The following is a 26,192-nucleotide window of genomic DNA, read 5'->3' as shown; positions in this document are numbered from 1 at the left end:
CTTTAATCAATCCTTTATATTTGTTGAAACGGTGGGCTGAAGCCCACCCTACCGACTTCTGCAATACAAGCTGTCTTTTTTTCAGACATTTTTACAGATATTCTTCCACACTCACGCCATTCAGACCGTCTGAAACCACGCTGATGTTGTAATCGCCAAAACCGCTTGCGGGCGTACCTGATTCGCCGTTTACGCGTTCGACCTTCACGGCGTCAAACAGTTTATGTGCAGGCTGGCTGCCGAGCGCGCTGTCGTGTTTGAAAACAATCAGTTTGCGCGCCGCCATTTCGCCACGGGCGGCGGAGCGGTCGTGTTCAAACATCAGCGTCAGGGCTTGCCAGAGTTTGGCTAAGTCGTCGTCTGAAAAACCGGTTTTAGCAGCAAGGTTGGCGGAGATAAAGCCGTGCACGCGGTAGAGCGCGTAAGGGACGATGTATTTGCGCCCCATAGTGCGTTCTTTTTCCAAGTCTTTTTCGTTAGTTACCGCCATGCGGGTGATGGAAACCTCCAACGGCACAATCGGGTCGATCGATTTACGCTTCATCGCGCCGCTAACCTTACCCGCCGAAATCTTGCCGCCCAACTCATTGCGTCGCACCGACTCAAACCGAATCGGTTTCAACACATAAATCCGGTCAATCACCCACCGAATCGCCGGCTTCCAATGCACCGCCGCCATTTCACCAACATTGACAGAATGGCTTTGTAAGGTTTGCCAATGTTCGTAAGGTAAGAGATTGCCGAGTTCGTCTTGGGCGGAATGGGCGTAGTAGGAGAGTTTCGCAAACATAAAATAATCCTTTATATTTATGATTACTTTTAATGATTATTGCTTAATGTACTCCTAACTTTATTTTTATGTCAATGTTCATTAATTTATATATTTTTTCATAAATAATATGAAGTTAATTAATTTTAAGAATGAAGTGTTTTATATAATTTTGGAGTGTGTTGTTAAGACATAAAAAAAGCCCTTTCAAAAAGGTGAAAGGGCAAAATATTTGGAGTCATACTATGAGTTGTGAATTAACAAATCAGGTATGGGGTACATTATAGTTCATTCATTAACAAATGCAACAATTTTTTAACAAATCAATAATGTGGATTGCGCGTGTTGGTGTTGACCAAGTTACGCATCAACAATGCATAATCAAGTTGGACGTCTTGTGGCACATCTAAAAAGACAAAGTGACCATCGCCAAGTGCAGCTTCCACATTTTCGTTTTTGCGATTGAGCATTTTTTCAATCTTAAAGATGATGTTGCCCTGTGGCGTCATCATTTCCACTTCATCACCAAGCAAGAATTTGTTTTTCACTGCTACTTCAGCCATACCTTGTTCATTACGTTTACCGGTAAATTCACCGACAAATTGTTGGCGTTCAGAAATAGAGTAGCCGTATTCGTAATTTTGGTATTCATCGTGCGTATGGCGACGTAAGAAACCTTCGGTATAACCACGATGCGCAAGGGATTCCAACGTATCCATTAGGCTTTCATCAAATGGTTTTCCCGCTGCTGCATCGTCAATGGCTTTGCGGTAAACCTGTGCGGTTCTTGCACAGTAATAGAATGATTTAGTTCGACCTTCAATTTTTAAAGAATGCACACCAAGTGCGGTCAATTTTTCCACGTGTTGTACGGCACGAAGATCTTTTGAGTTCATAAAGTAGGTGCCGTGCTCATCTTCAAACGCCGTCATTTGCTCATCTGGCTTTTGTGATTCGGTATAAAGGAAGACTTTATCCGTTACTGCACCTTCACCTAAGGTTGGCGCGACATTTTTAACTTCGATTTGTTGAGCGGGATCGATTTTCGGTACGATGTTGCCTACTTCATCCGTCGTGCCTTCTTCCATTTTGTATTCCCAACGGCAAGCATTCGTGCAAGTACCTTGGTTTGGGTCGCGTTTGTTGATATAGCCAGAAAGCAAGCAACGGCCAGAATATGCCATACATAACGCACCATGTACGAAAATTTCGAGTTCGATATCTGGCACATGTTGGCGAATTTCAGCGATCTCTTCAATGGATAATTCACGCGATAAAATCACACGAGTTAACCCCATTTGTTTCCAGAATTTTACCGTTGCCCAGTTTACTGCATTCGCTTGTACAGAAAGGTGAATATCAATATCCGGGAAGTTTTCACGCACCAACATAATTAAGCCTGGGTCAGACATAATTAAGGCATCAGGGCCCATGTCGATCACAGGTTGTAAATCTTTAATAAAGGTTTTGAGTTTGGAGTTGTGCGGTGCAATGTTTACGACCACATAGAATTTTTTGCCAAGTGCATGGGCTTCATCGATCCCGATTTTTAAATTGGCATGATTAAATTCATTGTTACGTACACGTAAGCTGTAACGAGGTTGGCCTGCATAAACGGCATCTGCGCCATAAGCAAAGGCGTAGCGCATGTTTTTAAGGGAGCCCGCAGGGGAGAGTAATTCAGGTTTAAATGGGGTTGTCATAATATTCTCTTGTCTGATTTCAGGTCAGTAGCTTGCTTTTGGCAAGCCGTATCAAAGGCCTGTATTTTAGGCGGATTTAGGGATTTGTAAAGTAAAAGTGCGGTTGGTTTTTCGATTGTTTTTTAGGTTAAAAATAAAAAGGCGAACCATTCGTTCGCCTTATCAAGATTGTATTTAATTAAATCGCCCAGCCGCCAGCATAGAAGGCGACAAGTACAATGGCGATGATAATTGTACCGATGTTGAGTTTTTTCACATCGCCACTCACGATACGACCAATCACTAACGCTGCAAAGCCAAGCATGATACCGGTTACGATATTTGCGGTGAGCACGATGAATACCGCGCAAACTAAGCCGCTCATTGCGCCCACGAAATCATCGAAGTCTAATTTGCTCACATTGCTTAGCATTAATAAGCCCACATACATTAACGCCGGTGCAGTTGCATAACCAGGCACTAAGAATGCAAGTGGTTGGAAGAATAACATTAATAAGAATAATACGCCGACTACGATAGCGGTGATACCCGTTTTACCGCCTGCGGCTGTACCTGCTGCAGATTCGATATAAACGGCTGCTGGAGCAGTACCAAATAAACCTGAGAATAAGCTACTTACAGAGTCAGAGGTTAAGGCTTTACCACCGTTGATGATTTGTCCGTCTTTATCTAATAAATCAGCTTGACCTGCAACGGCACGAATCGTACCTGTTGCATCAAATACGGCGGTCATCACTAACGCAAAGACAATGGGTAAAATGGCTGGTTGTAATGCACCTTGCAAATCTAATTGTAAGAAAAGTGAGTTTTCACCAAAGGTTGGCATTTTGAAGATCTGTCCATTGAATGTTACGTTTGAATCGAAGATTAAACCTACGATAGTAATGGCGATGATGACCCATAAAATCCCGCCTTTCACTTTCATTTTTTCTAAGCCGATAATGAATGCAAGGCCGATTAAGGACATCATCACAGGGAACGAGGTGAAATCACCTAACTTAACCGGTAAACCCGCTTGGTTGCCGACCACTAAGCCTACGCCGTTTGCGGCGATTAAAAGTAAGAATAAGCCGATCCCGATCCCTGCACCGTGCGCGATACTTGATGGCAGGTTACGTAAAATCCATGAACGAATACCTGTTGCCGAAATTAAGGTGAACACCAAACCCATGAGGAATACGGCACCTAATGCCACAGGAATAGAAACATGTTGACCAATCACTAAGCTAAACGCGGTGAAAGCGGTTAATGAAATAGCACAGCCGATCGCCATTGGCGCATTTGCCCAAAAGCCAATTAAAATCGAACCAAGACCCGCCACTAAACAGGTTGCGATAAACACGGATTCAGCGGGAAAGCCTGCATCACCAAGCATTTTAGGCACAACAATTACGGAATATACCATGGCTAAGAAGGTGGTTAAACCCGCAATGATTTCTTGACGAACCGTTGAACCGCGTTTGTTGAGTTCAAAGGTTTTTTCTAAACTTGACATAAAGTCCCCTAGGTTAATAATCAAAAAAAAAGACGTGCTATTTTATAGTAAATCACTCAAAAGTAAACGTTTGCGCAATCGTTTTTTTGCTAGGCTGGCGGGAAAGTGCGGTCAGTTTTGAGGATGTTTTTCGCATATTTTTTTATCGACTAAAAACTGCTATACTCTGAAAGTTTTTAACGTAATCAAAAAAAGGAAAAATAATGGCTGATTTTAATCAAATTTTAACGCCAGGCGATGTAGATGCCGGCATTATCAATGTGGTAAATGAAATTCCAGAAGGTAGCTGCCACAAAATCGAATGGAACCGTAAAGTTGCGGCATTCCAATTAGACCGTGTTGAGCCAGCGATCTTCGCAAAACCAACTAACTATGGTTTCATTCCACAAACTTTAGACGAAGATGGCGATGAGTTAGATGTTTTATTATTAACTCGCCAACCACTTGCGACAGGTGTATTCCTTGAAGCAAAAGTAATCGGTGTAATGAAATTCGTTGATGATGGCGAAGTGGACGATAAAATCGTTTGTGTGCCAGCAGATGACCGCGATACCGGCAATGCATATAACAGCCTTGCAGATGTACCTGCACAATTAATCAAACAAATTGAATTCCACTTCAACAACTATAAAGCATTGAAAAAACCAGGTTCAACGAAAGTGACTCACTGGGGTGATGTAGAAGAAGCGAAAGAAGTGATTCGTGAATCAATCAAACGTTGGAATGAACGTTAATTTTTCATGTTAATGAATTAAAAGGCATCAGATTGATGCCTTTTTTATTTATCTAGAAATATAAGAAAGTGCGGTCAATTTTGCCCAGCCCAAAAAGTTAAACTCAATATCTAACTTAAGTCGTTTCAGGAATCTGCGGCAAATTCACGGCTTCCACCGAGCCTAATGCTTTGGCTTTTTGATAAAATGCTAACTTGTATTCTAGCAAGTTTAAATAGCGTTTTAATTCAGCAATTTGACACTTCACATTTTCCGTTTGGCTTTCAAATAGTGCTAGGCGTTCGTCAATGGTATCGTCGCCAATGGTGGTACATTCAGCGAAGCGTTTGATGTCTTTTAAGCTCATTCCTGTATTTTTCAAGCATTGTAATAAACTCAACCATTGCAAGTCGTTATCAGTAAAACGGCGATTGCCGTGTTCATCGCGCCCAACGTTAGGCAATAAGCCTTCTTTGTCATAAAAACGTAAAGTGTGGGCGGAGATACCGATTTTTTCGGCAGCTTTAGCGGTGGTGTAAGTCATTTCCCTTCCTTCCAAATAAAAAGTTGCAAAAAACGCTTGCCTTAGAGTGAACTCTAAAGTGTAAACTGTGGCTATCTTGCTTAGGCAAGGCCACTTTGTCAATGAATTAAGAGGAAAAACAATGGAAATTAAACAAATCAACTCAACGATCAAATCTCGTGCGGCGGTCGCATTTGCGCCAAATCAACCTTTACAAATTATAGAAATCGATGTAGAAATGCCTCGCAAAGGCGAAGTATTAATCCGCAACACTCACACTGGCGTGTGTCATACTGATGCATTTACGTTATCAGGAAGTGATCCTGAAGGCGTATTCCCAGTGGTCCTTGGGCACGAAGGTGCCGGTGTGGTTGTTGCTGTGGGCGAAGGTGTGTTAAGCGTAAAACCAGGTGATCACGTGATTCCACTTTACACTGCAGAATGTGGCGAATGTGAATTTTGTCGTTCAGGTAAAACCAACTTATGCGTCTCAGTGCGTGATACGCAAGGTAAAGGTTTAATGCCGGACGGCACGACGCGTTTTTCTTATCAAGGTCAGCCAATTTATCATTATATGGGCTGTTCGACCTTTAGTGAATATTCTGTTGTTGCAGAAGTGTCACTGGCGAAAATTAACCCAGAAGCAAATCATGAACAAGTATGTTTACTTGGTTGCGGCGTTACCACAGGTATTGGTGCGGTGCATAACACAGCAAAAGTGCAAGAAGGCGACTCTGTTGCGGTGTTTGGCTTGGGAGCGATTGGTTTAGCGGTGGTACAAGGTGCTCGTCAAGCTAAAGCGGGTCGTATTATTGCTATTGATACCAATCCTGCAAAATTTGAGTTGGCAAAACAGTTTGGTGCAACGGATTGTTTAAATCCGAATGATTACGATAAACCGATTAAAGATGTGTTGTTAGACATCAACAAATGGGGCATTGACCATACCTTTGAATGTATCGGCAACGTAAACGTAATGCGTCAAGCATTAGAAAGTGCACACCGTGGTTGGGGACAATCCATTATCATCGGCGTAGCAGGTGCAGGACAAGAAATTTCAACGCGCCCGTTCCAGTTGGTCACAGGCCGTGTTTGGAAAGGTTCAGCGTTTGGTGGCGTGAAAGGTCGTTCTGAACTGCCGAAAATGGTAGAAGATTCAATGAAAGGCGACATCCAGTTAGAACCGTTTGTGACCCACACAATGACACTCGATCAAATCAATGAAGCCTTTGAGTTAATGCACGAAGGTAAATCGATCCGCACTGTTATTCATTACTAAGGTACGCTATGAAACTGATTGAACAACATCAAATTTTTGGCGGTTTGCAACAAGTTTGGGCACATGATGCCCAAACGCTTCAATGCGAAATGAAATTTGCCATCTATTTGCCAAATAATCCGGAAAATCGACCGCTTGGTGTGATTTATTGGCTTTCTGGCTTAACTTGTACTGAACAAAATTTCATTACCAAATCAGGCTTTCAGCGTTATGCAGCAGAACATCAAGTGATTGTGGTTGCCCCTGATACTAGCCCTCGTGGAGAGCAAGTGCCGAACGATGCGGCTTACGATTTAGGGCAAGGTGCGGGCTTTTATCTTAATGCGACCGAGCAGCCTTGGGCGACGAATTATCAGATGTATGATTATATCTTGAATGAATTGCCTACTTTAATTGAAGCAAATTTCTCTACCAACGGCAAACGTTCTATTATGGGACATTCAATGGGCGGACACGGCGCATTGGTATTGGCACTACGAAACCACGAACGTTATCAAAGTGTTTCTGCCTTTTCGCCTATTTTATCGCCAAGCCTCGTGCCTTGGGGAGAAAAAGCCTTTACTGCTTATTTAGGCGAAGATCGTGAAAAATGGCAGCAATATGATGCCAGCTCGCTCATTCAACAAGGTTATAAAGTGCAAGGTATGCGCATTGATCAGGGCTTAGAAGATGAGTTCTTGCTAACACAATTACGCACCGAAGATTTTATCGAAACCTGTCGTGCGGCAAATCAACCGGTCGATGTGCGCTTCCATAAAGGCTACGATCATAGCTATTACTTCATCGCCAGTTTTATTGGTGAGCATATTGCGTATCATGCGGCATTTTTGAAGTAGGCCAAAGAAGTGATTCGTGAATCATTCAAACATTGGAATGAATGTTAATTTTTCATTTTAATAAGTTTAAAAGGCATATAACCTTGATCTGTACCTCAAAAGTTGGACCAAATTACCAACTGATTAAGGTGCAGATTTTTTATAACTAAATAAAATCAGCGTGTTCAAACAATAAATTGTCAATTTCTATTTCTAACATCACGAAGATCTTATTTTGAACTAGGGGTATCTCAATTTACCTGAACACCTCCTCAGCGGTTAGATTACATCATAATACAGATATTCTGGACTCACTGTATAACATCCCAAAAGACGCTATTTTTTAAGTTTAAAAAGAATGTTATCTAATCTTTGTTCCTGGCCGATTTTTGTTAGAAGATGCCTAGCTTAACTTTGTCTCTTGATTATGGTGCTATATAAGTAAAAAAGTGCGGTCAAGAAAGGGGATAAATTTATCTATCGCAGAAATCAATGTTATAATCTGCGAACAAAATGATTAAGGAGCAACCCATGGCGATTTTAGTAACAGGTGGAGCCGGCTATATCGGTTCACACACCGTAGTGGAATTATTAAATGCAAATAAAGAAGTGGTGGTATTGGATAATTTATGCAATTCCTCCCCAAAATCTTTAGAACGAGTCAAAGAAATTACCGGTAAAGACGTGAAATTTTATGAAGGCGATATTTTAGATCGTGCTTTATTACAAAAAATCTTTGCTGAGAATAGCATTCAATCGGTCATCCATTTTGCGGGTTTAAAAGCTGTGGGTGAAAGTGTCCAAAAACCAGCTGAATACTATATGAATAACGTATCAGGCACGATTGTTTTGATTCAAGAAATGAAAAAAGCAGGCGTGTGGAATTTTGTATTTAGTTCATCCGCAACAGTTTATGGTGATCCGGAAATTATTCCAATTACAGAAGACTGCAAAGTAGGCGGTACAACCAACCCTTACGGTACATCTAAATACATGGTGGAGCAAATTCTGACTGATGTTGCGAAAGCTGAACCACAATTTAGTATGACGATTTTACGTTATTTCAATCCAGTAGGCGCTCACGCAAGCGGCTTGATTGGTGAAGATCCAAATGGCATTCCAAATAATCTATTGCCTTACATCAGCCAAGTTGCGATCGGTAAATTACCGCAACTTTCGGTGTTTGGTAGCGATTATGATACTCATGACGGCACAGGTGTACGTGATTATATCCACGTGGTGGATTTAGCGATTGGTCACTTAAAAGCATTAAATCGCCATGAAAATGACGCAGGTTTACACATTTATAACTTAGGTACAGGTACCGGTTATTCTGTGCTTGATATGGTGAAAGCGTTTGAGCAAGCGAACAATATCGAAATTCCGTATCGTCTTGTGGCACGTCGTCCTGGTGATATTGCAACATGCTATTCCGATCCAAGTCTTGCTGCGAAAGAGTTAAATTGGACAGCAGAACGTGGTCTTGAGCAAATGATGAAAGACACCTGGAATTGGCAAAAAAATAATCCTAAAGGATACAGAGATTAATCTCACTTTTGTTGGGCGGAGTATCATTCCGCCCTTACTATTTTAATCAGATAAAATACGCTCAAAAATAACCACACTTTATGTCAGAACAATCCCTTTCCAGTCAAATATTTACCCGAAAAATGCTGATCTGTGTCTTCACTGGATTTAGTTCGGGTTTACCACTTTTCGTGTTATTGCAAATGTTGCCAGTGTGGCTGACAGATAAAGGGCTTTCTGTTGAATTAATCGGTGCCTTGACTGGGGTGATGGTGCCATATGGTTTGAAGTTTTTATGGGCACCGTTATTAGATCGCTATTTCCCACATTTTTTAGGGCGTCGTCGTAGTTGGTTATTGATTTCTCAAGTGATTTTGCTGATTTCGCTTTATGCGATTAGTCAGTTTGATCCCGTGGCAGAGTTAAGTACAGTGGCTAAAATTGCCACATTTATTGCCTTTTTCTCTGCGACACAAGATATTGTGCTCGATGCTTACCGTCGTGAAATTTTGACCGATAATGAATTAGGATTGGGAAACACCATCCACATTAATGCTTATCGTGTTGCAGGCTTAATTCCTGGGGGGCTATCGCTTTATTTAGCGACAATTTATCCATGGGAAACTGTCTTTTTATTGACCGCACTTTGTATGCTGGCGGGCATATTTATGACGCTCTTTTTAGCGAAAGAACCAAACATTGCACAGGTTGATCGTGATCAACCTTTCTATAGGGTGTTTTGGATACCCTTGAAAGAGTTCTTCCAACGTAAAGGCGTCGCCCAAGCCATCGGTTTTTTACTCTTTTTGTTCTTGTATAAATTTGGTGATTCATTTGCCACTACGTTACAAACGAAATTTGTCTATGACATAGGCTTTGAAAAAGAGCATATTGCGTTGGTGGTAAAAAGTACCTCTCTTTGGGCAAGTATCTCTGCCGGTCTCGTCGGTGGCGTAATTATGTTACGCCTAGGCATTAACCGCGCATTATGGGTATTTGGTTTTATCCAATTGATTACTATTGGTGGATTTATTTGGTTGGCTGCATTTGGGCATTTTGACCATATCGGCGTTGCAGAACTTTGGAAATTAGGTTTCGTGATTGCGGGTGAATATATCGGTGTCGGTCTCGGTACTGCCGCCTTTGTCGCCTTTATGGCTCGCGAAACGAATCCGCTTTATACCGCCACTCAGTTAGCTTTATTTACCAGCCTTTCTGCTTTACCCAGTAAAGGACTTGGTATGTTATCGGGCTACTTGGTTAAAGCAGTGGGCTACTATCATTTTTTCTGGATTTGTTTATTCCTCGCTATCCCAGGAATGATTTGTTTATTCTGGGTTGCTCCGTGGAATGAAAAAGAAAATAAAAAAGCTTAAAATAAAATAAAGTGCGGTCAAAATTAACAGCAAAATCATTTGACCAAACAAGGCTTTAACGGTATTTTAAACAGGTCTATTATTTATTGGAGATTCGTATGAAAATTATTCTTTTAGGTGCTCCTGGTGCAGGAAAAGGCACGCAAGCACAATTTATTATGAACAAGTTTGGCATTCCACAAATTTCAACAGGGGATATGTTCCGTGCAGTGATTAAAGCAGGTACAAAATTAGGCAAACAAGCAAAAGCATTAATGGATGAAGGGAAATTAGTACCGGATGAATTAACCGTGGCGTTAGTAAAAGATCGTATTTCTCAACCAGATTGTGCAAATGGTTTCTTATTAGATGGTTTCCCACGTACGATTCCACAAGCAGATGCATTAAAAGATTCTGGCGTGAAAATTGATTACGTTTTAGAGTTTGATGTGCCGGATGAAGTGATCGTTGAACGTATGAGTGGTCGTCGTGTACACCAAGCATCGGGTCGTTCTTACCACATCGTTTATAACCCACCAAAAGTGGAAGGTAAAGATGATGTAACGGGTGAAGATTTAATTATCCGTGCAGATGATAAACCAGAAACTGTATTAGATCGTTTAGCGGTTTACCACAAACAAACCAGTCCATTAATTGATTATTACCAAGCTGAAGCAAAAGCAGGTAATACGCAATATTTCCGTTTAGATGGTACTCAAAAAGTGGAAGCTGTAAGCCAAGAATTAGATAAAATCTTAGGCTAAAATAGGCAGGAAACTGACCGCACTTTGAAGAGAAAAGTGCGGTTAATTTTTTAAAAGAATTTCAAGATTGTAAATAGAGATCGTATTTGGGGACGTTATGAGCAAGAAAAAAACAATAACATTGACGATTTCGGCTATCGCAGTGGCACTTGGGATCGGCGCACAATTTTATACTAATCACAAAATCGATCAGGTATTAAAAAATTTCCCTTACTCTTTGGATAATCAAGCAACATTAAACGTGACACAAACTGCGAAAAACTTTTTTATTCGTGAGTTAATCTTTAGCGTAAAAAATAGTGAGTCGAAAAACACGAGTGTGATTTCAACAAAGCTTACCGCATTGCTTTTCTTTATTACGGCTGAGTCACAGTTATCCGATCAATTAGTTCGTCAATTAAATAAAACATTAAATATCACGATTGATAAAAATACAATTAACAGTAAATTTTCTCCAGTAGGGGATTATTTACAGTCTGATATTTTGACGGAATTCCGTGATTTTGCGAATAAGTCCCAAAACCTTTCTATCGGTCTTAATTTCTTAAAAAATAAAGAAGTTGAGCTAAAAACAACCCTTAGTGGTTTTAATTACGATAAAGACACTAAACTGGAACAAATTGAAGGTGAAGCTCATCTAGTGCCTGTCGGTGCAAATCAGTATGACCTATCAAGTATAGAATTAACCGCGAAAAATGCCGAATTAGCGTTGTTAAATGGTGAAAATACACATATTTATCTTAAAAATGCGACTTACCATTTTGATGTAAAACCAGGCGAGGCAGATAAACGTGATCTGAGCACAAAATTCAGCAGTGATATTTTGCGCGTAGCCAATAAAAGCCGCACAACAGAAGAAAGTCAAGCAACAGCAGGTGGTTTAAATTTATTCGTTAAGCAAAACGGTGTGCCAAGTTCGATCAATTTTCATCATGAATTTAAAAAATTAAGTGATGGTTCATTAAGCATTAAAGATGGCGTCAATTTGTTAACAAAAATTTTTACACAAAACGATCGTTTTGATAGTTCGTTATCTGTGCTTTCTGTTAATGTGCCTAAAAATAATCAACCTTACTTTAACTTAGAAAATGCAGGTCTTGAACTTAAGTTGGCGAATACGAATTTAACTAAAGCCAATGTGGATTTTAAACTGAATGTTGAAAGTGTGAAGCAAACGCCTGCCGAGGAAGAACGTAAATGGGAAGCCAAAGGAGGTAAGGTTAATATTCAGTTAGATGATTACAATGTGGCAAATGAACTGGCGTTTGTACCGTTTTTATTAGATGCGTTTGCTGAGAAAGAGGCTTCGGCAAAAGACAATAAAGATTTCTTAAATGCCAAAGATAAATGGGTGAAAGAGTTTAGTGGTAAAACCAATATTGAGGCAGCATTAAAATCATTTAATATGGCCGATTTAGTGCTTGATAACATATCAGCCAGTGATAAGACGGAAACATTAGACAATGACCAATATAATGAGCATATCACATTGTCTGCGAATAAAATTGGTTATCCAAGTGCAGGTTTCCAATTTGAAAAATTATCTGTGGATGCGCCATTTAAAGTTAATCATAGCAAAGCGCATTTATCAGCAAGATTTTGTTCAGCACCTTTTTATGGTGCATTGTGTAACACGCATTTAACGTCAGCAACATTTGAGAAATACATTAAAAACTCCTGGAAAGAGCTTGATTTAATTGTTGATAATGCAACGTTAAATTTCAATTTAAATACTTATCCTGAAACCAATGCTTATCCAGTTAAATTGGAAGTCAGTGGTATTGTGCCTCAAGTGCCAGAAGATGATTCATCAGATATGATTCCTGATAATATTGAAGGCACATTTAATCTGACATTAAATAAAATGTTGTTTGATGATCAAAATGAAAAAGCCTTAGCCATTAAGGAAAATTCATACTTTTGGCAATATTTAAGTAGCTTTGTGAAACATGATGGAAAACTTCACCGAGAATTTGTAGAAGAAGGTGATAATTACGTTTCTAGAGTGGAAAAAACAGAAAATGGCTACTTAATTAATGGTCGTACCCTTGAAGACCTTCGTCAAGAAAGCATGATGGAAACTGACGAGGGGGAAGAAGGGAAGCCCGCCGTAACTGACTAGTTGAAAGGATGACATAAAAAATGACCGCACTTGAAATTCAATGTGCGGTCATTTTTTTAGCTGTTTTGATTACTTCACTAATCCACCACTTGCTTGTAAATCGGCATGATAGGAGGAGCGAACAAATGGGCCACAAGCTGCGTGTTCAAAACCCATTGCGTTGGCTTTATCACGGAATTCATCAAACTCTGCTGGTGGCACATAGCGGGCAACCGGTAAGTGATGGCGACTTGGTTGGAGATATTGACCAAGCGTAAGCATGGTTACGCCATTTGCGCGTAAGTCTTCCATCACTTCAAGGATTTCTTCATTGGTTTCACCCAACCCAACCATTAAGCCCGATTTCGTTGGGATATTTGGGAACATTTCTTTGAAATCATGAAGTAATTTTAAAGACCATTGATAATCAGCACCAGGACGAATTTCTTTATATAAGCGTGGCACATTTTCCAAGTTGTGGTTGAACACATCTGGTGGATTATCTTTTAATTTTTCTAAGGCTTGCGTAATCCGACCACGGAAATCAGGCACTAAAATCTCAATTTTAATACCAGGGTTTAATGCGCGTACTTCTTTTACACATTCAGCAAAATGACCCGCACCACGATCAGGTAAATCATCGCGGTCAACAGAGGTAATCACCACATATTTCAACTTCATATCTTGGATGGTTTCAGCTAATTTACGTGGTTCATCAGGATCTGGCGATAAGGGTTTACCATGTGCAACGTCACAGAAAGGGCAGCGACGAGTACAAATTGCGCCTAGAATCATAAAGGTTGCTGTGCCATGGTTAAAGCATTCGTGTAAATTTGGGCAAGACGCTTCTTCGCATACCGAATGTAGGCCATGACGACGCATCCCGTTTTTAATCGTTTCGATCTTTAATGAGCTAGACGGTAATTTGATCTTCATCCATTCCGGCTTTTTCAATAATTCTTGGTTAGGATCGATATTTTTAACAGGGATAATTGATGTTTTAGCAGCATCGCGGTATTTCACACCGCGTTCCATTTTAAAAGGCGTTGACATTGTTCTTTCCTAAAGAAAAATGCCTGATTTAGGCATTTTTTATATGTTATAAAAGTGAATGTTATAAATTTGTAACATTATAGCCCAAAAGTTTGGCAAAGTGTTTAATTAATTTGGGGGAAACCTTGTCAATTGTCGCCTCTTCTTTACCAATAAAGTCAGCAAGCTGACACATTTCAAGCCCTGCATAGCCACAAGGATTAATATAATGGAAAGGATTGAGATCCATATTGATATTAAATGCTAAACCGTGGAAAGAACAGCCTTTGCGAATGCGTAAACCTAATGAACAGATTTTTTTGCCGTCAATATATACGCCTGGTGCATCGGGTTTTGGATAACCTTTAATACCATAGTCTGCGAGGGTTTTCACGACAGATTGTTCAAGTGCAGTCACTAATTGACGGACATTTAAATGTTCATGACGTTTAATATCAATGAGCACATACATCACCTGCTGGCCTGGGCCATGATAAGTAATTTGACCGCCGCGATCGGATTGAACAACAGGAATATTACTACGTTGTAATAAGTGTTCTGGTTTGCCAGCTTGGCCTTGAGTGAAAACAGGATGATGCTCAACTAACCAAATTTCATCAGTCGTTTCTGTATTTCGATTATCGGTGAATTCCTGCATTTTATGCCAAATTTCCTGATAATCTTGCAAACCTAATTGACGGACAATTAAATCAGTTTTATTCATTTTAGATAACCATTTTGACGCCTTCAACTTTAGCAAGCTCTTTATAAAGTGTTTCTATTTGCTCAAAGTTTTGTGCCACAATATCAATTGAAACAGAATTATAAGTGCCCTTACTGCTGCGTTTTTCTTTTGGAATATAATCACCCGGTAAGTATTTTTGTACCACTGCAATAAGGTCCTGTGCTAAATTTTCGCGATTAATGCCTGTTACTTTAAAAGTCATTGTAGCAGGAAATTCCATTAATTCTTTCAGTTTTTCATAATCATTTTCGTTTGCCATTTTGTTTCCTTAATTTAAAGATAAGGTGTGATAATCGGTTAAATTCACACCTTATGAATTTGTTGATGAAATATAAATGGGGAAGTGCGGTTAGTTTTCAAGGTGTTTAATCAAATAGTCCTTTAACCGTTAACACTAACCAGTCCCAACCTTTACCTAAGAAGCCGCCTTCTTGCACATCTTCTAATGCTTGAAGACTCACGGTTGCGACATCTTTACCATCTAATTGATAAATGATTTTACCCACCACTTGGCCTTTTGCTAAAGGTGCTTGTAAGTATTTGTTATCTAATTCGTAACGTGCTTTTAAGTCAGCTTGTTTGCCTTTGGGTACGGTAATAAATCCATCTTGTAATACACCAACTTTTACCTCTCCTTTATCACCGTAGTAAACCGATTGTGTTGAAATTTCTTCATTGGCTTTGTAGGTTTTTAAGGTTTCAAAGTTAGCAAAACCCCATTGTAAGAGTTTTTTACTTTCTACTTCACGACCTTTATAGGTTGGTACGCCCATGACAACAGAAATCAAACGCATATTGCTTGCGTTTGTTGCAGAAGCAACGAGATTATAGCCAGCTTGGCTTGTGTGACCCGTTTTCATGCCATCTACATTAAGGCTTTTATCCCATAATAGACCATTACGGTTAGGCTGTTTAATTTTATTAAAAGTAAATTCTTTTTCTGAATAGATTTTATATTCTTCAGGTAAATCGCGGATAATATGTGCACCAATAATCGCCATATCACGAGCAGTTGAATATTGGTTTGGATCATCTAAACCGTGTGGTGTAGTGAAATGGGTATTTTTTAAGCCAAATTGTTGCACGTATTTATTCATAGTATCAACAAAGTTCGCAACGGTACCAGAAATATGTTCTGCCACTGCTACACAAGCATCATTACCTGAAACAATGATAATCCCTTTGTTTAAATCACCGACGGATACTTGTTGATTTAAATTTAAGAACATTTTTGAAGAATCAGGGAAGTTTCTACCCCAAGCACTTTCGCCAATAGTGACCATATCTTCATTATGAATTTTACCTTGCTTTAAAGCTTCGCCAATCACATAGCTAGTCATCATTTTGGTTAATGAGGCTGGATATTGACGTTGATCTGGATTCAGTGATGATAATACGGCTCCAGAATTATAATCCATTAAAATATAGGTTTGGGCATTTATTTCGGGTATAGCAATACCGTATTGAATATCTTCAGCTGCTACAAATGTTGAAGTTGCCATTAATGCAGTGAGTAAGGCAAGTTTTTTCAATTTAGTAGATTGTTTTAACATAGTTTTTCCTTTAATAGTCTATTCGGTCTATAAGTATAAATGATGAATGATAATTTATTAGGTGTTTTTATCATTTTTTGCTTAATTGCTAAGCGTTATAGCTTACTTCGTGAATACAATAAAATAAATCTTATCGTTTAATACGAGCTTTATGTTCGTGTTTTTTGCTTTTTTTTTGTGCGATAGAATGAGTCGTTTTAGTTTTGAGGCAATTTTTACATTCTTTGTGATGTTTGAGTTGTGATTTTTTTTCCTTTTTATGTTTATTTGATACCAAGCGACGAATTGCTTCTTTTGTTTTCGCATGCTTAGCAAGTGTTTTTACGCCTGCGCCTGAAATTAGTCCTTTGCGATTAACATGGAGAGCTTCAATTCTCACTTGTCCAGTTCCTCGGGATATAATACCTAATTCTTTTGCTGCAGAATGTGATAAGTCGATGATGCGTTTCTGACTAAACGGACCGCGATCATTAATTCGAACAATAACTTTACGGTTGTTTCGTAAGTTTGTTACTACTGCATATGAATTTAATGGTAAGGTTTTATGGGCAGCCGTATAACCTGTTGAATCATAGTGTTCACCATTCGCAGTTTTCTGTCCATTAAATTTATGATGGTAGTAACTTGCCATTCCTTCTTTGGAGTAAGATTTTGCTTCATCACCTTGTGTAGTGTAGGTTTTACCATTCACTTGGTAGCTTTTCGGTGTTTGAATGGTTGTGGCAATTGATAATGAATCGCCTTGGATACCATACATTTTTTTAGTATCGGCAAAAGCGGAGAGGCTTGAGCTAATGACCATGGTGAAAAGAGCGGTCGTTTTTAAAAAGTTTTTAAATATCATACTTATTACTTTCAATATTATCCGTATTCTTTATAAGAAAGCTAAAAGAGAAATTAGTTCCCTTTCATAAAACGAGGTTTATGCGTATGGATAGACATCACTAAACCGAAACTTGCCATGATAGCGACATATGAAGTTCCGCCGTAGCTAAAGAGTGGTAAAGGTACTCCTACAACAGGTAAAATGCCACTTACCATGCCAATATTTACAAAGATATAAACAAAGAAAATCAGTGTGGTTGCTCCAGCAAGAATACGCCCGAAAGAAGTTTCTGCATTAACTGCAATCATTAATCCACGGATAATAATAAATAAATAAATCGCCATCAAAATAAGGAAACCAATCATTCCATGCTCTTCACTCATTACGGCAAAAATAAAATCAGTGTGCGGTTCAGGCAAAAATTCTAATTGGGATTGTGTTCCTTGCATCCACCCCTTTCCAGATATACCGCCTGAACCGATGGCAATTTTAGATTGCAAAATGTGGTAACCTGCTCCAAGCGGATCTTTTTCTGGATCAAGTAAGGTCAATACACGCATGCGTTGGTAGTCATGCATTAAATAGATCCACATGATGGGAATAAAGGCTGCTAAACCAAGTATAGTAGAAATAATAAGCCACCAACTCATCCCGGCTAAAAATACCACGAATAAGCCTGATGCACTAACGAGAATTGATGTACCTAGGTCTGGTTGAATGGCTACAAGTAAGGTAGGTATGATAATTATTGCGATAGCAATGAAAGTCTCGCTCATTTTAGGGGGTAATGGACGGTTACCCAAATAGACGGCAACCATTAATGGTACTGCGAGCTTTACAATTTCAGAAGGCTGAAAGCGAATAAATCCGAGATCTAACCAACGTTGAGCTCCTTTACTTGTGGTACCGATAGCATCAACCAAAATTAGCATAATAAAACCCATCAAATATAAATAAGGTGCCAGACGTTGATAAAATTCTGGGGGTAGCTGTGCCATAATGATCATGACAGTAAAGCCTAATATGACTTGAATAATGCGATTTTGAAACATCACTTCGCTGGCACCTGATGCACTATAAAGCACAAGCATACCGTAAGCCGTAATAGCAACGAGCCCAATAAATAATAAGAAATCAATATGTAAACGTTGCCATAATCGCAAGCATAAAGGTACTTTTTCTTCCATTATTCATTCTCACTTGGTTGAGGTTCTAGTGCTAGCGCTAGCGCATCTAAATCAGTTTGGGTCGTCTTTTTCTCTTTTCCAGCATTTTCTTGACGCTCAATTTGTGGCAAGCGTTTATTCAAGTAGAAATCCATAATTTGACGCACAATTGGCGCTGCATTACTTGAGCCACCACCGGCATTTTCTAAAATAATCGTAACAACCAATTTTGGATCTTCGTAGGGTGCATAAGCGGTGAACCAAGCATGGTCATGCAATTCCTTTTTTAACCCTGCAGCATTATATTTTTGGTTTTCTTTTAAACTGAAAACCTGTGCCGTACCAGATTTTCCGGCTACATGGTAGTTGGTGCCGATAAAGGCTTTTCGCCCCGTCCCTGCACCTGAATTCACCACATTGAACATACCACGCTTAGCTGCATCCCAATAAGCTTGTTTCGGATCGGTAATATCTTCATATAAAAGTGGATCTTGATATGGCTCAATGGTGGCGCCTTCAACTAATTTCATTAAATGTGGTGTATGAATTTTGCCGTTATTGACCACAATAGAGGTTGCTTTTGCCACTTGTAATGGTGTCGTCGTCCAATACCCCTGACCAATCCCCACCGAGATTGTATCGCCCTGCACCCAAGGTTTTTTGTAACGTTTTTGTTTCCATTCTTTACTCGGCATATTGGCCGTGGCTTCTTCTTGAATTTCAATACCTGTTGGCATACCAAACCCAAAACGTTTCATCCACATAGAAAAACGATCAATACCTAAGTTAAAGGCGGTTTGATAGAAGAAAGTATCTGATGATTCAGTAATCGCTTTATTTAAGTCCGTATAACCGTGTCCTGATTTTTTCCAATCTCGGAAACGTTTTGTTGAATTGGGTAATGTCCAATAACCTGGATCAAAGATAGTGGTATTGGTTGTAATTACACCTTCTGTTAGCGCAGCAACAGCAACAAATGGTTTTACTGTGGAGGCTGGGGGGTAAACTCCTTGTGTTGCACGACTGTAAAGTGGGCGAGCTGGGTCATCTAATAAACGCTTGTAATCGTTAGAGGATATACCATCTACAAATAAATTATTGTCGTAACTTGGTGTAGAAACCATCGCTAGTACACTGTTATCTTTCGGATCCAGTACGACAACCGCGCCTTTTTGCCCTGACAGTAATGTCATAATATAGCGTTGTAGAGCTAAATCGATAGTCAGATGAATACTTTTACCCGCAGTAGCTGGTTGTTCTCGCAATTTACGAATAACTTTGCCACGGTTATTAATTTCAACCTCTTCAAAGCCCGTCGAGCCATGGAGTTGCTCTTCGTAATAACGTTCAATACCCAGTTTTCCCATATCTGTCGAGCCAGAGTAATTAGCGAATTTTTCTTCTTTTTTCAGGCGTTCAACATCTCGGTCATTGATGCGTCCAACATAGCCTAAAATATGAGTCATCGCTTCGCCGTACAGGTAATTTCGTTTGAAATAGGGGCGAATATCAAGGCTTGGATATTTATATTGATTCACAGCAAAACGGGCAATTTGTTCTTCCGTTAAGTTTTGTTTGAGTAAAATGGGTGTATAGCGAGTACCGCGGCGGCGCTCTTTCTTGAAATGTTCAATGTCCTCGTCTGTGAGTCCGACAATATAGCGCAACTCATCAAAAGTACGGTCTAAATTCTCCGTTTTCTCTGGTACGATATATAAGCCGAAAAAGGTGAGATTCTCCGCCAGTAATTCACCATAACGGTCATAAATTAATCCGCGAGTAGGCGGCAATGGAAGTAATTTAATGCGATTGCCGTTAGAGCGAGTTTGATATGTTTCGTAATTTATCACCTGAAGATGGTAAATGTTGGCAAATAACACACTACTTAGAGCTAAAATACCAACGAATGCGACCAATGTGCGACGTGCAAATAAATTCCGTTCGGCTTTTTTATCACGGATCGCATCATGGCTTGGGGCAGCAAAGAATTTCTTTAAATTCATCGGTTATGTAACACGTTATTCTCTGTGATAAGGATGATTTGTGGTTAGCGACCAAGCGCGGTATAAGCTTTCTGCCACCACAACACGCACTAATGGATGTGGCATGGTGAGCGGAGAAAGTGACCAGCTTTGTTCTGCCGCAGCTTTGCATTCAGGAGATAAGCCTTCAGGTCCGCCAATAAGCAAGCACACATCACGACCATCATTTTTCCAGCCTTCTAATTGCTCAGCAAGCTGAGGTGTAGACCAAGGTTTTCCAGGGATATCTAATGTCACCACTTTGCTTTTTCCACAAGCCGCTAGCATTGCTTTGCCTTCTTGTTCTAAGATGCGTTTAATATCTGCATTTTTGCTACGCTTTCCAGCAGGAATTTCAATCAGTTCAAAAGGCATATCTTTAGGAAAACGACGTTGGTATTCTTCAAATCCAGTTGTCACCCAAGCTGGCATTTTTGTGCCCACAGCGATTAATGTGATTTTCATCCTTTTCCCTTTTAAAAGACAGTCAAAATTGACCGCACTTTATGCCCAAAGTTTTTCTAACTGATACATCTCACGCGCATCACGTTGCATGATGTGCACGATGGTTTGACCGAGATCGACCACGATCCAATCAGCTGTATTGCGTCCTTCTTCACCAAAGGTTTCATAACCCGCTTTTTTACATTCTGCGATAAGGTTGTTCGCCATAGCAGAGACTTGACGGCTAGATGCGCCAGTACAAATAATCATATTTTCAGTAATCGATGATTTAGCTTTTACATCAAAATGCACGATTTCCGAGCCTTTCAAATCATCGAGTTTATCAATTACAAATTCAACTAATGACATTTATTTTCCTATTGAAGTAAAGCGAGGAATTCTATCATTGAATGAGAGAAAGGGGTAGACTTAGGGGCGATTTATTTGAATTGTTTTATGTTTGAAATAGCACTTAGTCACTTAGTATAAATATTGGGGCAGTTATTCTGCCCCAAGTCAGAAGAATATCAAACCCATAAAAGAATCGCTAACAATTGTGGTGAAACGATCCGTAAGAACATAGTGAGAGGATAAACTGTAGCATAGGAGAGTGCAGCTGCACCATTTCCCTCTTTAAGTTCGTTGGCGAAAGCGAGTGCTGGAGGATCTGTCATCGAACCCGCCAATAAACCACAAAGTGAAAGGTAATTTAATTTGGCATATAAACGGGCAATGATGCCAGTAATCATTAATGGTACGAGAGTGATAAAAATACCGTAGCCCATCCATTCAAGGCCTGAACCATTGGTGAGTGTATCCACAAAACTACCGCCAGATTTTAAGCCGACTACAGCGAGAAAGAGTACTATACCAATTTCGCGCAATGCCAAGTTTGCACTTGGAGGCATAAACCAATAGAGTTTACCGATAGAGCCAATTCGAGCAAGGATTAATGCGACAACTAATGGGCCTCCCGCTAGCCCTAATTTTAATGCCACAGGAAAGCCTGGAATATAGAAAGGAATAGAGCCGAGTAACACCCCTAAGCCAATCCCAATAAATACGGGTAACATTTGTACTTGTAACAGTTTCTGTTTAGCGTTCCCAATCACTGAAATGGCCTGGTTGAGAATGTCAGTTTTACCCACCATGTGTAATACGTCGCCGAATTGAAGGGCTGTATGGGAAGTCGGTACTAATTCCACACCCGCACGATTTAAGCGTGAAATCACTACACCATATTTTTTATGGATGCCGAGATGGCGAATTTGTTTACCTAATACTTTTTCATTGGTAACCACAACGCGTTCAGAACGAATTTCACCACTCAAGCTTGCGACTGGCACATCGACTTCTTCCCCGATAATGAGATGCATTTTTTTCAAGCCTTCAGGATTGCCAACTAAATGCAAAATGTCACCAAGTTGAACATCGGTATCCGCTTTTGGCACAATGACTAATTCACCTCGTTTTAAGCGAGAACAAACGACATCTTCATCGTCAAAACCAGGGATCTCAATCAAATGGATACCATTGAGATTGGTATTAGTGATTTTTAGAGATATGCTTTTGAGCGCTTCTTTATCGTGACCACTTTCTTTTTCGAAGTTTTCAGCTTCGTCATCCAATTTAATTTTAAAAAAGAGACGAATTAGCCACATAGAAAGCAAAATACCACAAATTCCAAAAGGATAGGCCATTGCATAGGCCATGCCCATGGTAGATGTGGTTTGCGTCATACCTAATTCAGAAAGGATTTGTTGACCTGCACCGAGAGATGGCGTATTGGTGACTGCACCAGAGTAAATACCCAGTACCACGTCAAGTGGAATATCGGCAAGTTTGTAAATTAGAATGGTGACTAATGCACCGAGTACAACGATTAAGATCCCTAGACCATTTAAGGCTAATCCTGATTTCCTTAAAGAAGCAAAAAAGCCAGGCCCCACTTGAATGCCAATCGTATAAACAAATAGAATTAAGCCGAATTCTTGTACAAAATGTAATGTGTGGCTATCCAACTTAATATCATATTGTGTTGTAAAATGCGCCACTAAAATACCGCCAAATAATACGCCGCCAATACCTAGGCCGACACCCTTAACTTTAAAGTGCCCAATCCATAGACCTATTATGGCTACGAGGGCGAGTAAACCGATGGTTATTGCCGTTTCACTCATATTTACCTCTAATTTATTAAAAATTTAACTATTTTGGATTATAACAATTTGATTTCCTACCCGCTTGTAACAAAGTCAAAAATGTTATCTCCATCACATTTTTTCTTGCTTAAAAATAAACACCGCCTAAAATGACCGCACTTTTTTGATTTTATAGGTTGATTATGGATTACGCTCAAGAGGCCATTAATTCGCTTTTATGGATAGTAAAAACACTAGCGATGACGACTGTTGTGTTTAGCTTTGGTATATTCTTATTAGTCCGTTTTACCCACTGGGGCAAACAATTTTGGCAATTTGCGGGAGGTTATCTTTCACCTCGTCGAAGTATCAAACCTTTGCTATTTTTCTTGTTAATTGTGGCGATGACATTGGTCAGTGTGCGTATTAGCTTGGTGCATTCCGAGTGGTATAACAATATGTACACCTCCTTACAGGAATTTAATGAATCGGTATTTTGGAATCAAATGGTGCTGTTCTGTGTGATTGCGACAAGCTCTGTCATGACTGCATTGCTTAGTTATTATTTAGAACAACGTTTTTCTATTAATTGGATTGAATGGTTGAATAGTCAGTTGGTGGATAAATGGATGGATAAGCGAGCGTACTATAAAACCCAGTATGTTTCCGTTAACTTAGATAACCCTGACCAACGTATTCAACAAGATGTGCAATCTTATGTTAGAACCTCGCTTTCCTTAAGCACTGGTGTGATTGATGCTGTTACCTCGATGATTTCTTACACGATCTTATTGTGGGGATTAGCGGGACCAATAATGGTATTTGGGAGTGAAATTCCACGCATGATGGTGTTCTTGGTGTTTGCTTATGTGATTATTACTACTGCGATTGCATTCCGTTTAGGACGTCCATTAATTATGTTGAATTTTGTCAACGAACGCTTAAACGCTAACTATCGTTATTCTTTAATTCGTATCAAAGAATATGCAGAAAGTGTGGCATTTTATGCGGGTGAGAAAGTTGAGAGTAGCCAACTTTATAAACAATTCGGATCGGTGATCAATAACATGTGGGATATTGTTTATCGAACCTTAAAATTCTCTGGTTTTAACCTAGTGGTTAGCCAAGTTTCGGTCGTATTCCCTTTACTCATTCAAGTGGGACGTTATTTCGAGAAGCAAATTAAACTCGGCGATCTTATGCAAACGCTACAAGTATTTGGCAAGTTACATTCAAATCTTTCGTTCTTCCGTAATTCTTACGATGGTTTTGCCGGATACAAAGCCACATTAGATCGTTTAACGGGCTTTAGTTATGCGATTGATATGGCGAATCGTCAATCTACGTCGAATTTACACCAACATGAAACTGATGTAATCTTTAAGAATTTAACCATTAGTAATCCATTTGGAAAAACCTTAATTGAAAATTTAAATTTGACACTGCCACAAGGTTCAACGGTATTAATTCAAGGTAATTCAGGCGTGGGTAAAACCACGTTGTTGAGAACGGTGGCAGGGCTTTGGGCATATTCTGAAGGGGATGTATATTGTCCAATCCATCAGCTTTTCTTATCGCAAAAACCTTATTTACCACAAGGCAGTTTATTGACTGCATTGGCTTATCCGAATGAAGAAAAGGTCTTTAATCGTGATGAGATGATTGAGATATTAAAACAAGTGTCTTTAGGGCATTTACAAGATCGTTTAGATCGCGAGCAAGATTGGACACGTATTCTTTCACTTGGAGAGCAACAACGTTTGGCGTTTGCTCGTTTGTTATTGCATAAACCGACAGTGGCGTTCCTAGATGAAGCGACTGCAAGTATGGATGAGGGCCTAGAAGATACGATGTATCGTCTATTAAAAGAACGTTTACCTAATACAACGATTATCAGTGTAGGACACCGTTCAACCTTACAAGCTTTCCATCAGCAACAGTTAGTTATTTTAGATAATAGTAAGTGGCAATTCACTAACCAAGATCTTAAATAGGGTATATTTTAAATCGGCCATATTTATCTTACTCGAAAATAGCGATATAAGCTTTAATGAGCAAGCTAAAAAATCCTGTTATCAAGCTCGATTTTTTGGTACATTTAGCACAATTTTTTCTATGCTCAGAAATGAGTGATTTTTTACTAAACTAATGACGGAATTCTTATGTTATTTAAAAAAATTCGTGGTTTATTTTCAAACGATCTTTCTATCGATTTAGGTACAGCAAATACATTAATTTATGTAAAAGGCCAAGGTATTGTGCTTGATGAACCTTCAGTAGTGGCGATCCGTCAAGACCGTATGGGCGCATACAAAAGTATTGCGGCAGTAGGTAAAGAGGCAAAACAAATGCTGGGTCGTACACCAAAAAGTATCGTTGCTATTCGTCCGATGAAAGATGGTGTGATTGCTGATTTCTCGGTTACTGAAAAAATGTTGCAATACTTTATTAAACAAGTTCATACGGGCAATTTTATGCGTCCTAGTCCACGTGTGCTCGTTTGTGTACCGGCTGGTGCAACTCAAGTTGAACGTCGTGCAATCAAAGAATCCGCATTGGGTGCAGGTGCTCGAGAAGTCTATTTAATTGAAGAACCTATGGCTGCAGCGATTGGTGCAAATTTACCTGTGTCAACAGCGATTGGTTCAATGGTGATTGATATTGGTGGTGGTACTACTGAAGTGGCCGTGATTTCCTTAAATGGTATTGTTTATTCATCTTCAGTCCGTATTGGTGGAGATCGTTTTGATGAAGCGATCATTTCTTATGTCCGTCGCACTTTTGGTTCTGTTATCGGCGAACCAACAGCTGAACGTATTAAACATGAAATTGGTACAGCATATATTCAAGAAGGTGATGAAATTTTAGAAATGGAAGTGCACGGACATAATCTTGCTGAAGGTGCACCTCGCTCATTCAAATTAACCTCTCGTGATGTGCAAGAAGCGCTTCAACAACCATTAAATGGTATTGTTGCGGCAGTACGTACTGCACTTGAAGAATGCCAACCAGAACACGCCGCAGATATTTTTGAACGTGGTATGGTGTTAACAGGTGGTGGAGCCTTATTGAGTAATATTGATGTATTGCTTTCACAAGAATGTGGCGTACCAGTAATTATTGCTGAAGAACCATTGACTTGTGTGGCCCGAGGTGGTGGTGAAGCAATTGAAATGATTAATATGCATGGTGGTGATATTTTTAGCGACGAAATTTAATC

The 26,192-nt window shown here is 39.6% G+C and carries 23 protein-coding genes and 1 pseudogene; 9 read left to right on the top strand and 15 right to left on the bottom strand.

Translation table 11 applies throughout. From position 1 onward, the window contains the following. Positions 1-91: 91 nt before the first annotated feature. The 4 genes and pseudogenes from cas7c to EL215_RS00405 form a co-directional block, all read right to left on the bottom strand. Positions 92-544 (bottom strand): type I-C CRISPR-associated protein Cas7/Csd2, encoded by a 453-nt coding sequence (gene cas7c, locus EL215_RS10445; RefSeq protein ID WP_331852643.1) that lies wholly within the window; start codon positions 542-544, stop codon positions 92-94. Beyond that, positions 527-790, bottom strand: a pseudogene (locus EL215_RS10440) (hypothetical protein); the annotation flags it as partial. The pseudogene EL215_RS10440 and the gene cas7c, both read right to left, overlap by 18 nt. A gap of 302 nt (positions 791-1,092) precedes the next feature. Then, positions 1,093-2,472 (bottom strand): prephenate-dependent tRNA uridine(34) hydroxylase TrhP, encoded by a 1,380-nt coding sequence (yegQ, locus tag EL215_RS00410; RefSeq protein ID WP_126469485.1) that lies wholly within the window; start codon positions 2,470-2,472, stop codon positions 1,093-1,095. A gap of 178 nt (positions 2,473-2,650) precedes the next feature. After that, positions 2,651-3,967, bottom strand: a complete 1,317-nt coding sequence (locus tag EL215_RS00405) for an NCS2 family permease (protein WP_126469483.1) — start codon at positions 3,965-3,967, stop codon at positions 2,651-2,653. Between the two features lie 203 nt (positions 3,968-4,170). On the opposite strand from EL215_RS00405, the gene EL215_RS00400 reads away from it, so the two are divergent. Continuing rightward, positions 4,171-4,701: an inorganic diphosphatase gene (locus tag EL215_RS00400; RefSeq protein WP_005695476.1), complete on the top strand. Its 531-nt coding sequence runs from the start codon at positions 4,171-4,173 to the stop codon at positions 4,699-4,701. 115 nt (positions 4,702-4,816) lie between these two features. Here the strand turns inward: EL215_RS00400 and EL215_RS00395 are convergent, their stop codons facing one another. Continuing rightward, positions 4,817-5,224, bottom strand: a complete 408-nt coding sequence (locus EL215_RS00395) for a MerR family transcriptional regulator (protein WP_007526955.1) — start codon at positions 5,222-5,224, stop codon at positions 4,817-4,819. Between the two features lie 148 nt (positions 5,225-5,372). Between EL215_RS00395 and EL215_RS00390 the strand changes: the two genes are divergently transcribed. The 6 genes from EL215_RS00390 (at position 5,373) to EL215_RS00365 (ending at position 13,065) form a co-directional block, all read left to right on the top strand. Next, positions 5,373-6,482 carry an S-(hydroxymethyl)glutathione dehydrogenase/class III alcohol dehydrogenase gene (locus EL215_RS00390; protein WP_197721751.1) on the top strand — a complete coding sequence of 370 codons (1,110 nt, stop codon included), beginning with the start codon at positions 5,373-5,375 and terminating at the stop codon, positions 6,480-6,482. A gap of 8 nt (positions 6,483-6,490) precedes the next feature. After that, complete coding sequence (gene fghA / locus EL215_RS00385) at positions 6,491-7,318, top strand: S-formylglutathione hydrolase (RefSeq protein ID WP_126469479.1); 828 nt, start codon at positions 6,491-6,493, stop codon at positions 7,316-7,318. A 510-nt stretch (positions 7,319-7,828) separates the two neighbouring features. Next, on the top strand, positions 7,829-8,845 hold the full coding sequence (galE, locus tag EL215_RS00380; protein ID WP_005700019.1) for a UDP-glucose 4-epimerase GalE: 1,017 nt from the start codon (positions 7,829-7,831) through the stop codon (positions 8,843-8,845). Between the two features lie 80 nt (positions 8,846-8,925). Continuing rightward, positions 8,926-10,200 (top strand): MFS transporter, encoded by a 1,275-nt coding sequence (locus EL215_RS00375; protein WP_049357698.1) that lies wholly within the window; start codon positions 8,926-8,928, stop codon positions 10,198-10,200. Positions 10,201-10,298: 98 nt separating this feature from the next. Then, positions 10,299-10,943: an adenylate kinase gene (gene adk / locus EL215_RS00370; protein ID WP_126469477.1), complete on the top strand. Its 645-nt coding sequence runs from the start codon at positions 10,299-10,301 to the stop codon at positions 10,941-10,943. 97 nt (positions 10,944-11,040) lie between these two features. Further along, entirely contained in the window at positions 11,041-13,065 is a 2,025-nt protein-coding gene (locus EL215_RS00365) for a hypothetical protein (protein WP_126469475.1), read from the top strand. A gap of 69 nt (positions 13,066-13,134) precedes the next feature. Here the strand turns inward: EL215_RS00365 and lipA are convergent, their stop codons facing one another. The 10 genes from lipA to EL215_RS00315 all read right to left on the bottom strand — a co-directional run bounded on the left by lipA (position 13,135) and on the right by EL215_RS00315 (position 23,011). Next, the gene (gene lipA / locus EL215_RS00360; protein WP_049357702.1) at positions 13,135-14,097 is read right to left on the bottom strand and encodes a lipoyl synthase; all 963 of its coding nucleotides are present in this window, start codon (positions 14,095-14,097) and stop codon (positions 13,135-13,137) included. A 61-nt stretch (positions 14,098-14,158) separates the two neighbouring features. After that, complete coding sequence (lipB, locus tag EL215_RS00355) at positions 14,159-14,800, bottom strand: lipoyl(octanoyl) transferase LipB (RefSeq protein ID WP_126469473.1); 642 nt, start codon at positions 14,798-14,800, stop codon at positions 14,159-14,161. Position 14,801: 1 nt separating this feature from the next. After that, positions 14,802-15,080: a DUF493 family protein YbeD gene (ybeD, locus tag EL215_RS00350; RefSeq protein ID WP_049357706.1), complete on the bottom strand. Its 279-nt coding sequence runs from the start codon at positions 15,078-15,080 to the stop codon at positions 14,802-14,804. A 106-nt stretch (positions 15,081-15,186) separates the two neighbouring features. After that, positions 15,187-16,374 carry a serine hydrolase gene (locus EL215_RS00345; protein WP_126469471.1) on the bottom strand — a complete coding sequence of 396 codons (1,188 nt, stop codon included), beginning with the start codon at positions 16,372-16,374 and terminating at the stop codon, positions 15,187-15,189. A 130-nt stretch (positions 16,375-16,504) separates the two neighbouring features. Continuing rightward, a complete protein-coding gene (locus tag EL215_RS00340) occupies positions 16,505-17,218 on the bottom strand; it encodes a septal ring lytic transglycosylase RlpA family protein (RefSeq protein WP_126469469.1) in 714 nt (237 codons plus the stop codon). 53 nt (positions 17,219-17,271) lie between these two features. Further along, positions 17,272-18,387, bottom strand: coding sequence for a rod shape-determining protein RodA (rodA, locus tag EL215_RS00335; protein ID WP_126469467.1), 1,116 nt, complete (start codon positions 18,385-18,387; stop codon positions 17,272-17,274). Next, positions 18,387-20,369 carry a penicillin-binding protein 2 gene (mrdA, locus tag EL215_RS00330; protein WP_126469465.1) on the bottom strand — a complete coding sequence of 661 codons (1,983 nt, stop codon included), beginning with the start codon at positions 20,367-20,369 and terminating at the stop codon, positions 18,387-18,389. Before mrdA ends, rodA begins: the two co-directional genes overlap by 1 nt. A gap of 15 nt (positions 20,370-20,384) precedes the next feature. Beyond that, positions 20,385-20,852 carry a 23S rRNA (pseudouridine(1915)-N(3))-methyltransferase RlmH gene (rlmH, locus tag EL215_RS00325; RefSeq protein ID WP_049357712.1) on the bottom strand — a complete coding sequence of 156 codons (468 nt, stop codon included), beginning with the start codon at positions 20,850-20,852 and terminating at the stop codon, positions 20,385-20,387. Between the two features lie 39 nt (positions 20,853-20,891). After that, entirely contained in the window at positions 20,892-21,200 is a 309-nt protein-coding gene (rsfS, locus tag EL215_RS00320) for a ribosome silencing factor (protein ID WP_126469463.1), read from the bottom strand. Between the two features lie 158 nt (positions 21,201-21,358). Continuing rightward, a complete protein-coding gene (locus tag EL215_RS00315) occupies positions 21,359-23,011 on the bottom strand; it encodes a putative transporter (RefSeq protein ID WP_126469461.1) in 1,653 nt (550 codons plus the stop codon). A 164-nt stretch (positions 23,012-23,175) separates the two neighbouring features. Here EL215_RS00315 and EL215_RS00310 point away from each other — a divergent pair, with 164 nt between their 5' ends. Both EL215_RS00310 and EL215_RS00305 read left to right on the top strand, forming a co-directional pair. Continuing rightward, positions 23,176-24,966, top strand: a complete 1,791-nt coding sequence (locus tag EL215_RS00310; protein WP_126469459.1) for an ABC transporter ATP-binding protein/permease — start codon at positions 23,176-23,178, stop codon at positions 24,964-24,966. A gap of 168 nt (positions 24,967-25,134) precedes the next feature. Beyond that, complete coding sequence (locus EL215_RS00305; protein WP_049357719.1) at positions 25,135-26,190, top strand: rod shape-determining protein; 1,056 nt, start codon at positions 25,135-25,137, stop codon at positions 26,188-26,190. Positions 26,191-26,192 lie beyond the last annotated feature (2 nt).

The sequence above is a fragment of the Haemophilus parainfluenzae genome, assembly GCF_900638025.1.
Classification (GTDB): Bacteria; Pseudomonadota; Gammaproteobacteria; order Enterobacterales; family Pasteurellaceae; genus Haemophilus_D; species Haemophilus_D parainfluenzae_J.
The sequence above is the reverse complement of the archived record's forward strand: the minus strand, read 5'-3'. Positions and strand labels throughout refer to the sequence as shown.

Bases quoted from the DNA above. Each gene is read 5' to 3' on its own strand.
- cas7c (WP_331852643.1), bottom strand. From the start codon at position 544: ATGAAGCGTAAATCGATCGACCCGATTGTGCCGTTGGAGGTTTCCATC.
- yegQ (WP_126469485.1), bottom strand. From the start codon at position 2,472: ATGACAACCCCATTTAAACCTGAATTACTCTCCCCTGCGGGCTCCCTT.
- EL215_RS00405 (WP_126469483.1), bottom strand. From the start codon at position 3,967: ATGTCAAGTTTAGAAAAAACCTTTGAACTCAACAAACGCGGTTCAACG.
- EL215_RS00400 (WP_005695476.1), top strand. From the start codon at position 4,171: ATGGCTGATTTTAATCAAATTTTAACGCCAGGCGATGTAGATGCCGGC.
- EL215_RS00395 (WP_007526955.1), bottom strand. From the start codon at position 5,224: ATGACTTACACCACCGCTAAAGCTGCCGAAAAAATCGGTATCTCCGCC.
- fghA (WP_126469479.1), top strand. From the start codon at position 6,491: ATGAAACTGATTGAACAACATCAAATTTTTGGCGGTTTGCAACAAGTT.
- galE (WP_005700019.1), top strand. From the start codon at position 7,829: ATGGCGATTTTAGTAACAGGTGGAGCCGGCTATATCGGTTCACACACC.
- EL215_RS00375 (WP_049357698.1), top strand. From the start codon at position 8,926: ATGTCAGAACAATCCCTTTCCAGTCAAATATTTACCCGAAAAATGCTG.
- adk (WP_126469477.1), top strand. From the start codon at position 10,299: ATGAAAATTATTCTTTTAGGTGCTCCTGGTGCAGGAAAAGGCACGCAA.
- EL215_RS00365 (WP_126469475.1), top strand. From the start codon at position 11,041: ATGAGCAAGAAAAAAACAATAACATTGACGATTTCGGCTATCGCAGTG.
- lipA (WP_049357702.1), bottom strand. From the start codon at position 14,097: ATGTCAACGCCTTTTAAAATGGAACGCGGTGTGAAATACCGCGATGCT.
- lipB (WP_126469473.1), bottom strand. From the start codon at position 14,800: ATGAATAAAACTGATTTAATTGTCCGTCAATTAGGTTTGCAAGATTAT.
- ybeD (WP_049357706.1), bottom strand. From the start codon at position 15,080: ATGGCAAACGAAAATGATTATGAAAAACTGAAAGAATTAATGGAATTT.
- EL215_RS00345 (WP_126469471.1), bottom strand. From the start codon at position 16,374: ATGTTAAAACAATCTACTAAATTGAAAAAACTTGCCTTACTCACTGCA.
- EL215_RS00340 (WP_126469469.1), bottom strand. From the start codon at position 17,218: ATGATATTTAAAAACTTTTTAAAAACGACCGCTCTTTTCACCATGGTC.
- rodA (WP_126469467.1), bottom strand. From the start codon at position 18,387: ATGGAAGAAAAAGTACCTTTATGCTTGCGATTATGGCAACGTTTACAT.
- mrdA (WP_126469465.1), bottom strand. From the start codon at position 20,369: ATGAATTTAAAGAAATTCTTTGCTGCCCCAAGCCATGATGCGATCCGT.
- rlmH (WP_049357712.1), bottom strand. From the start codon at position 20,852: ATGAAAATCACATTAATCGCTGTGGGCACAAAAATGCCAGCTTGGGTG.
- rsfS (WP_126469463.1), bottom strand. From the start codon at position 21,200: ATGTCATTAGTTGAATTTGTAATTGATAAACTCGATGATTTGAAAGGC.
- EL215_RS00315 (WP_126469461.1), bottom strand. From the start codon at position 23,011: ATGAGTGAAACGGCAATAACCATCGGTTTACTCGCCCTCGTAGCCATA.
- EL215_RS00310 (WP_126469459.1), top strand. From the start codon at position 23,176: ATGGATTACGCTCAAGAGGCCATTAATTCGCTTTTATGGATAGTAAAA.
- EL215_RS00305 (WP_049357719.1), top strand. From the start codon at position 25,135: ATGTTATTTAAAAAAATTCGTGGTTTATTTTCAAACGATCTTTCTATC.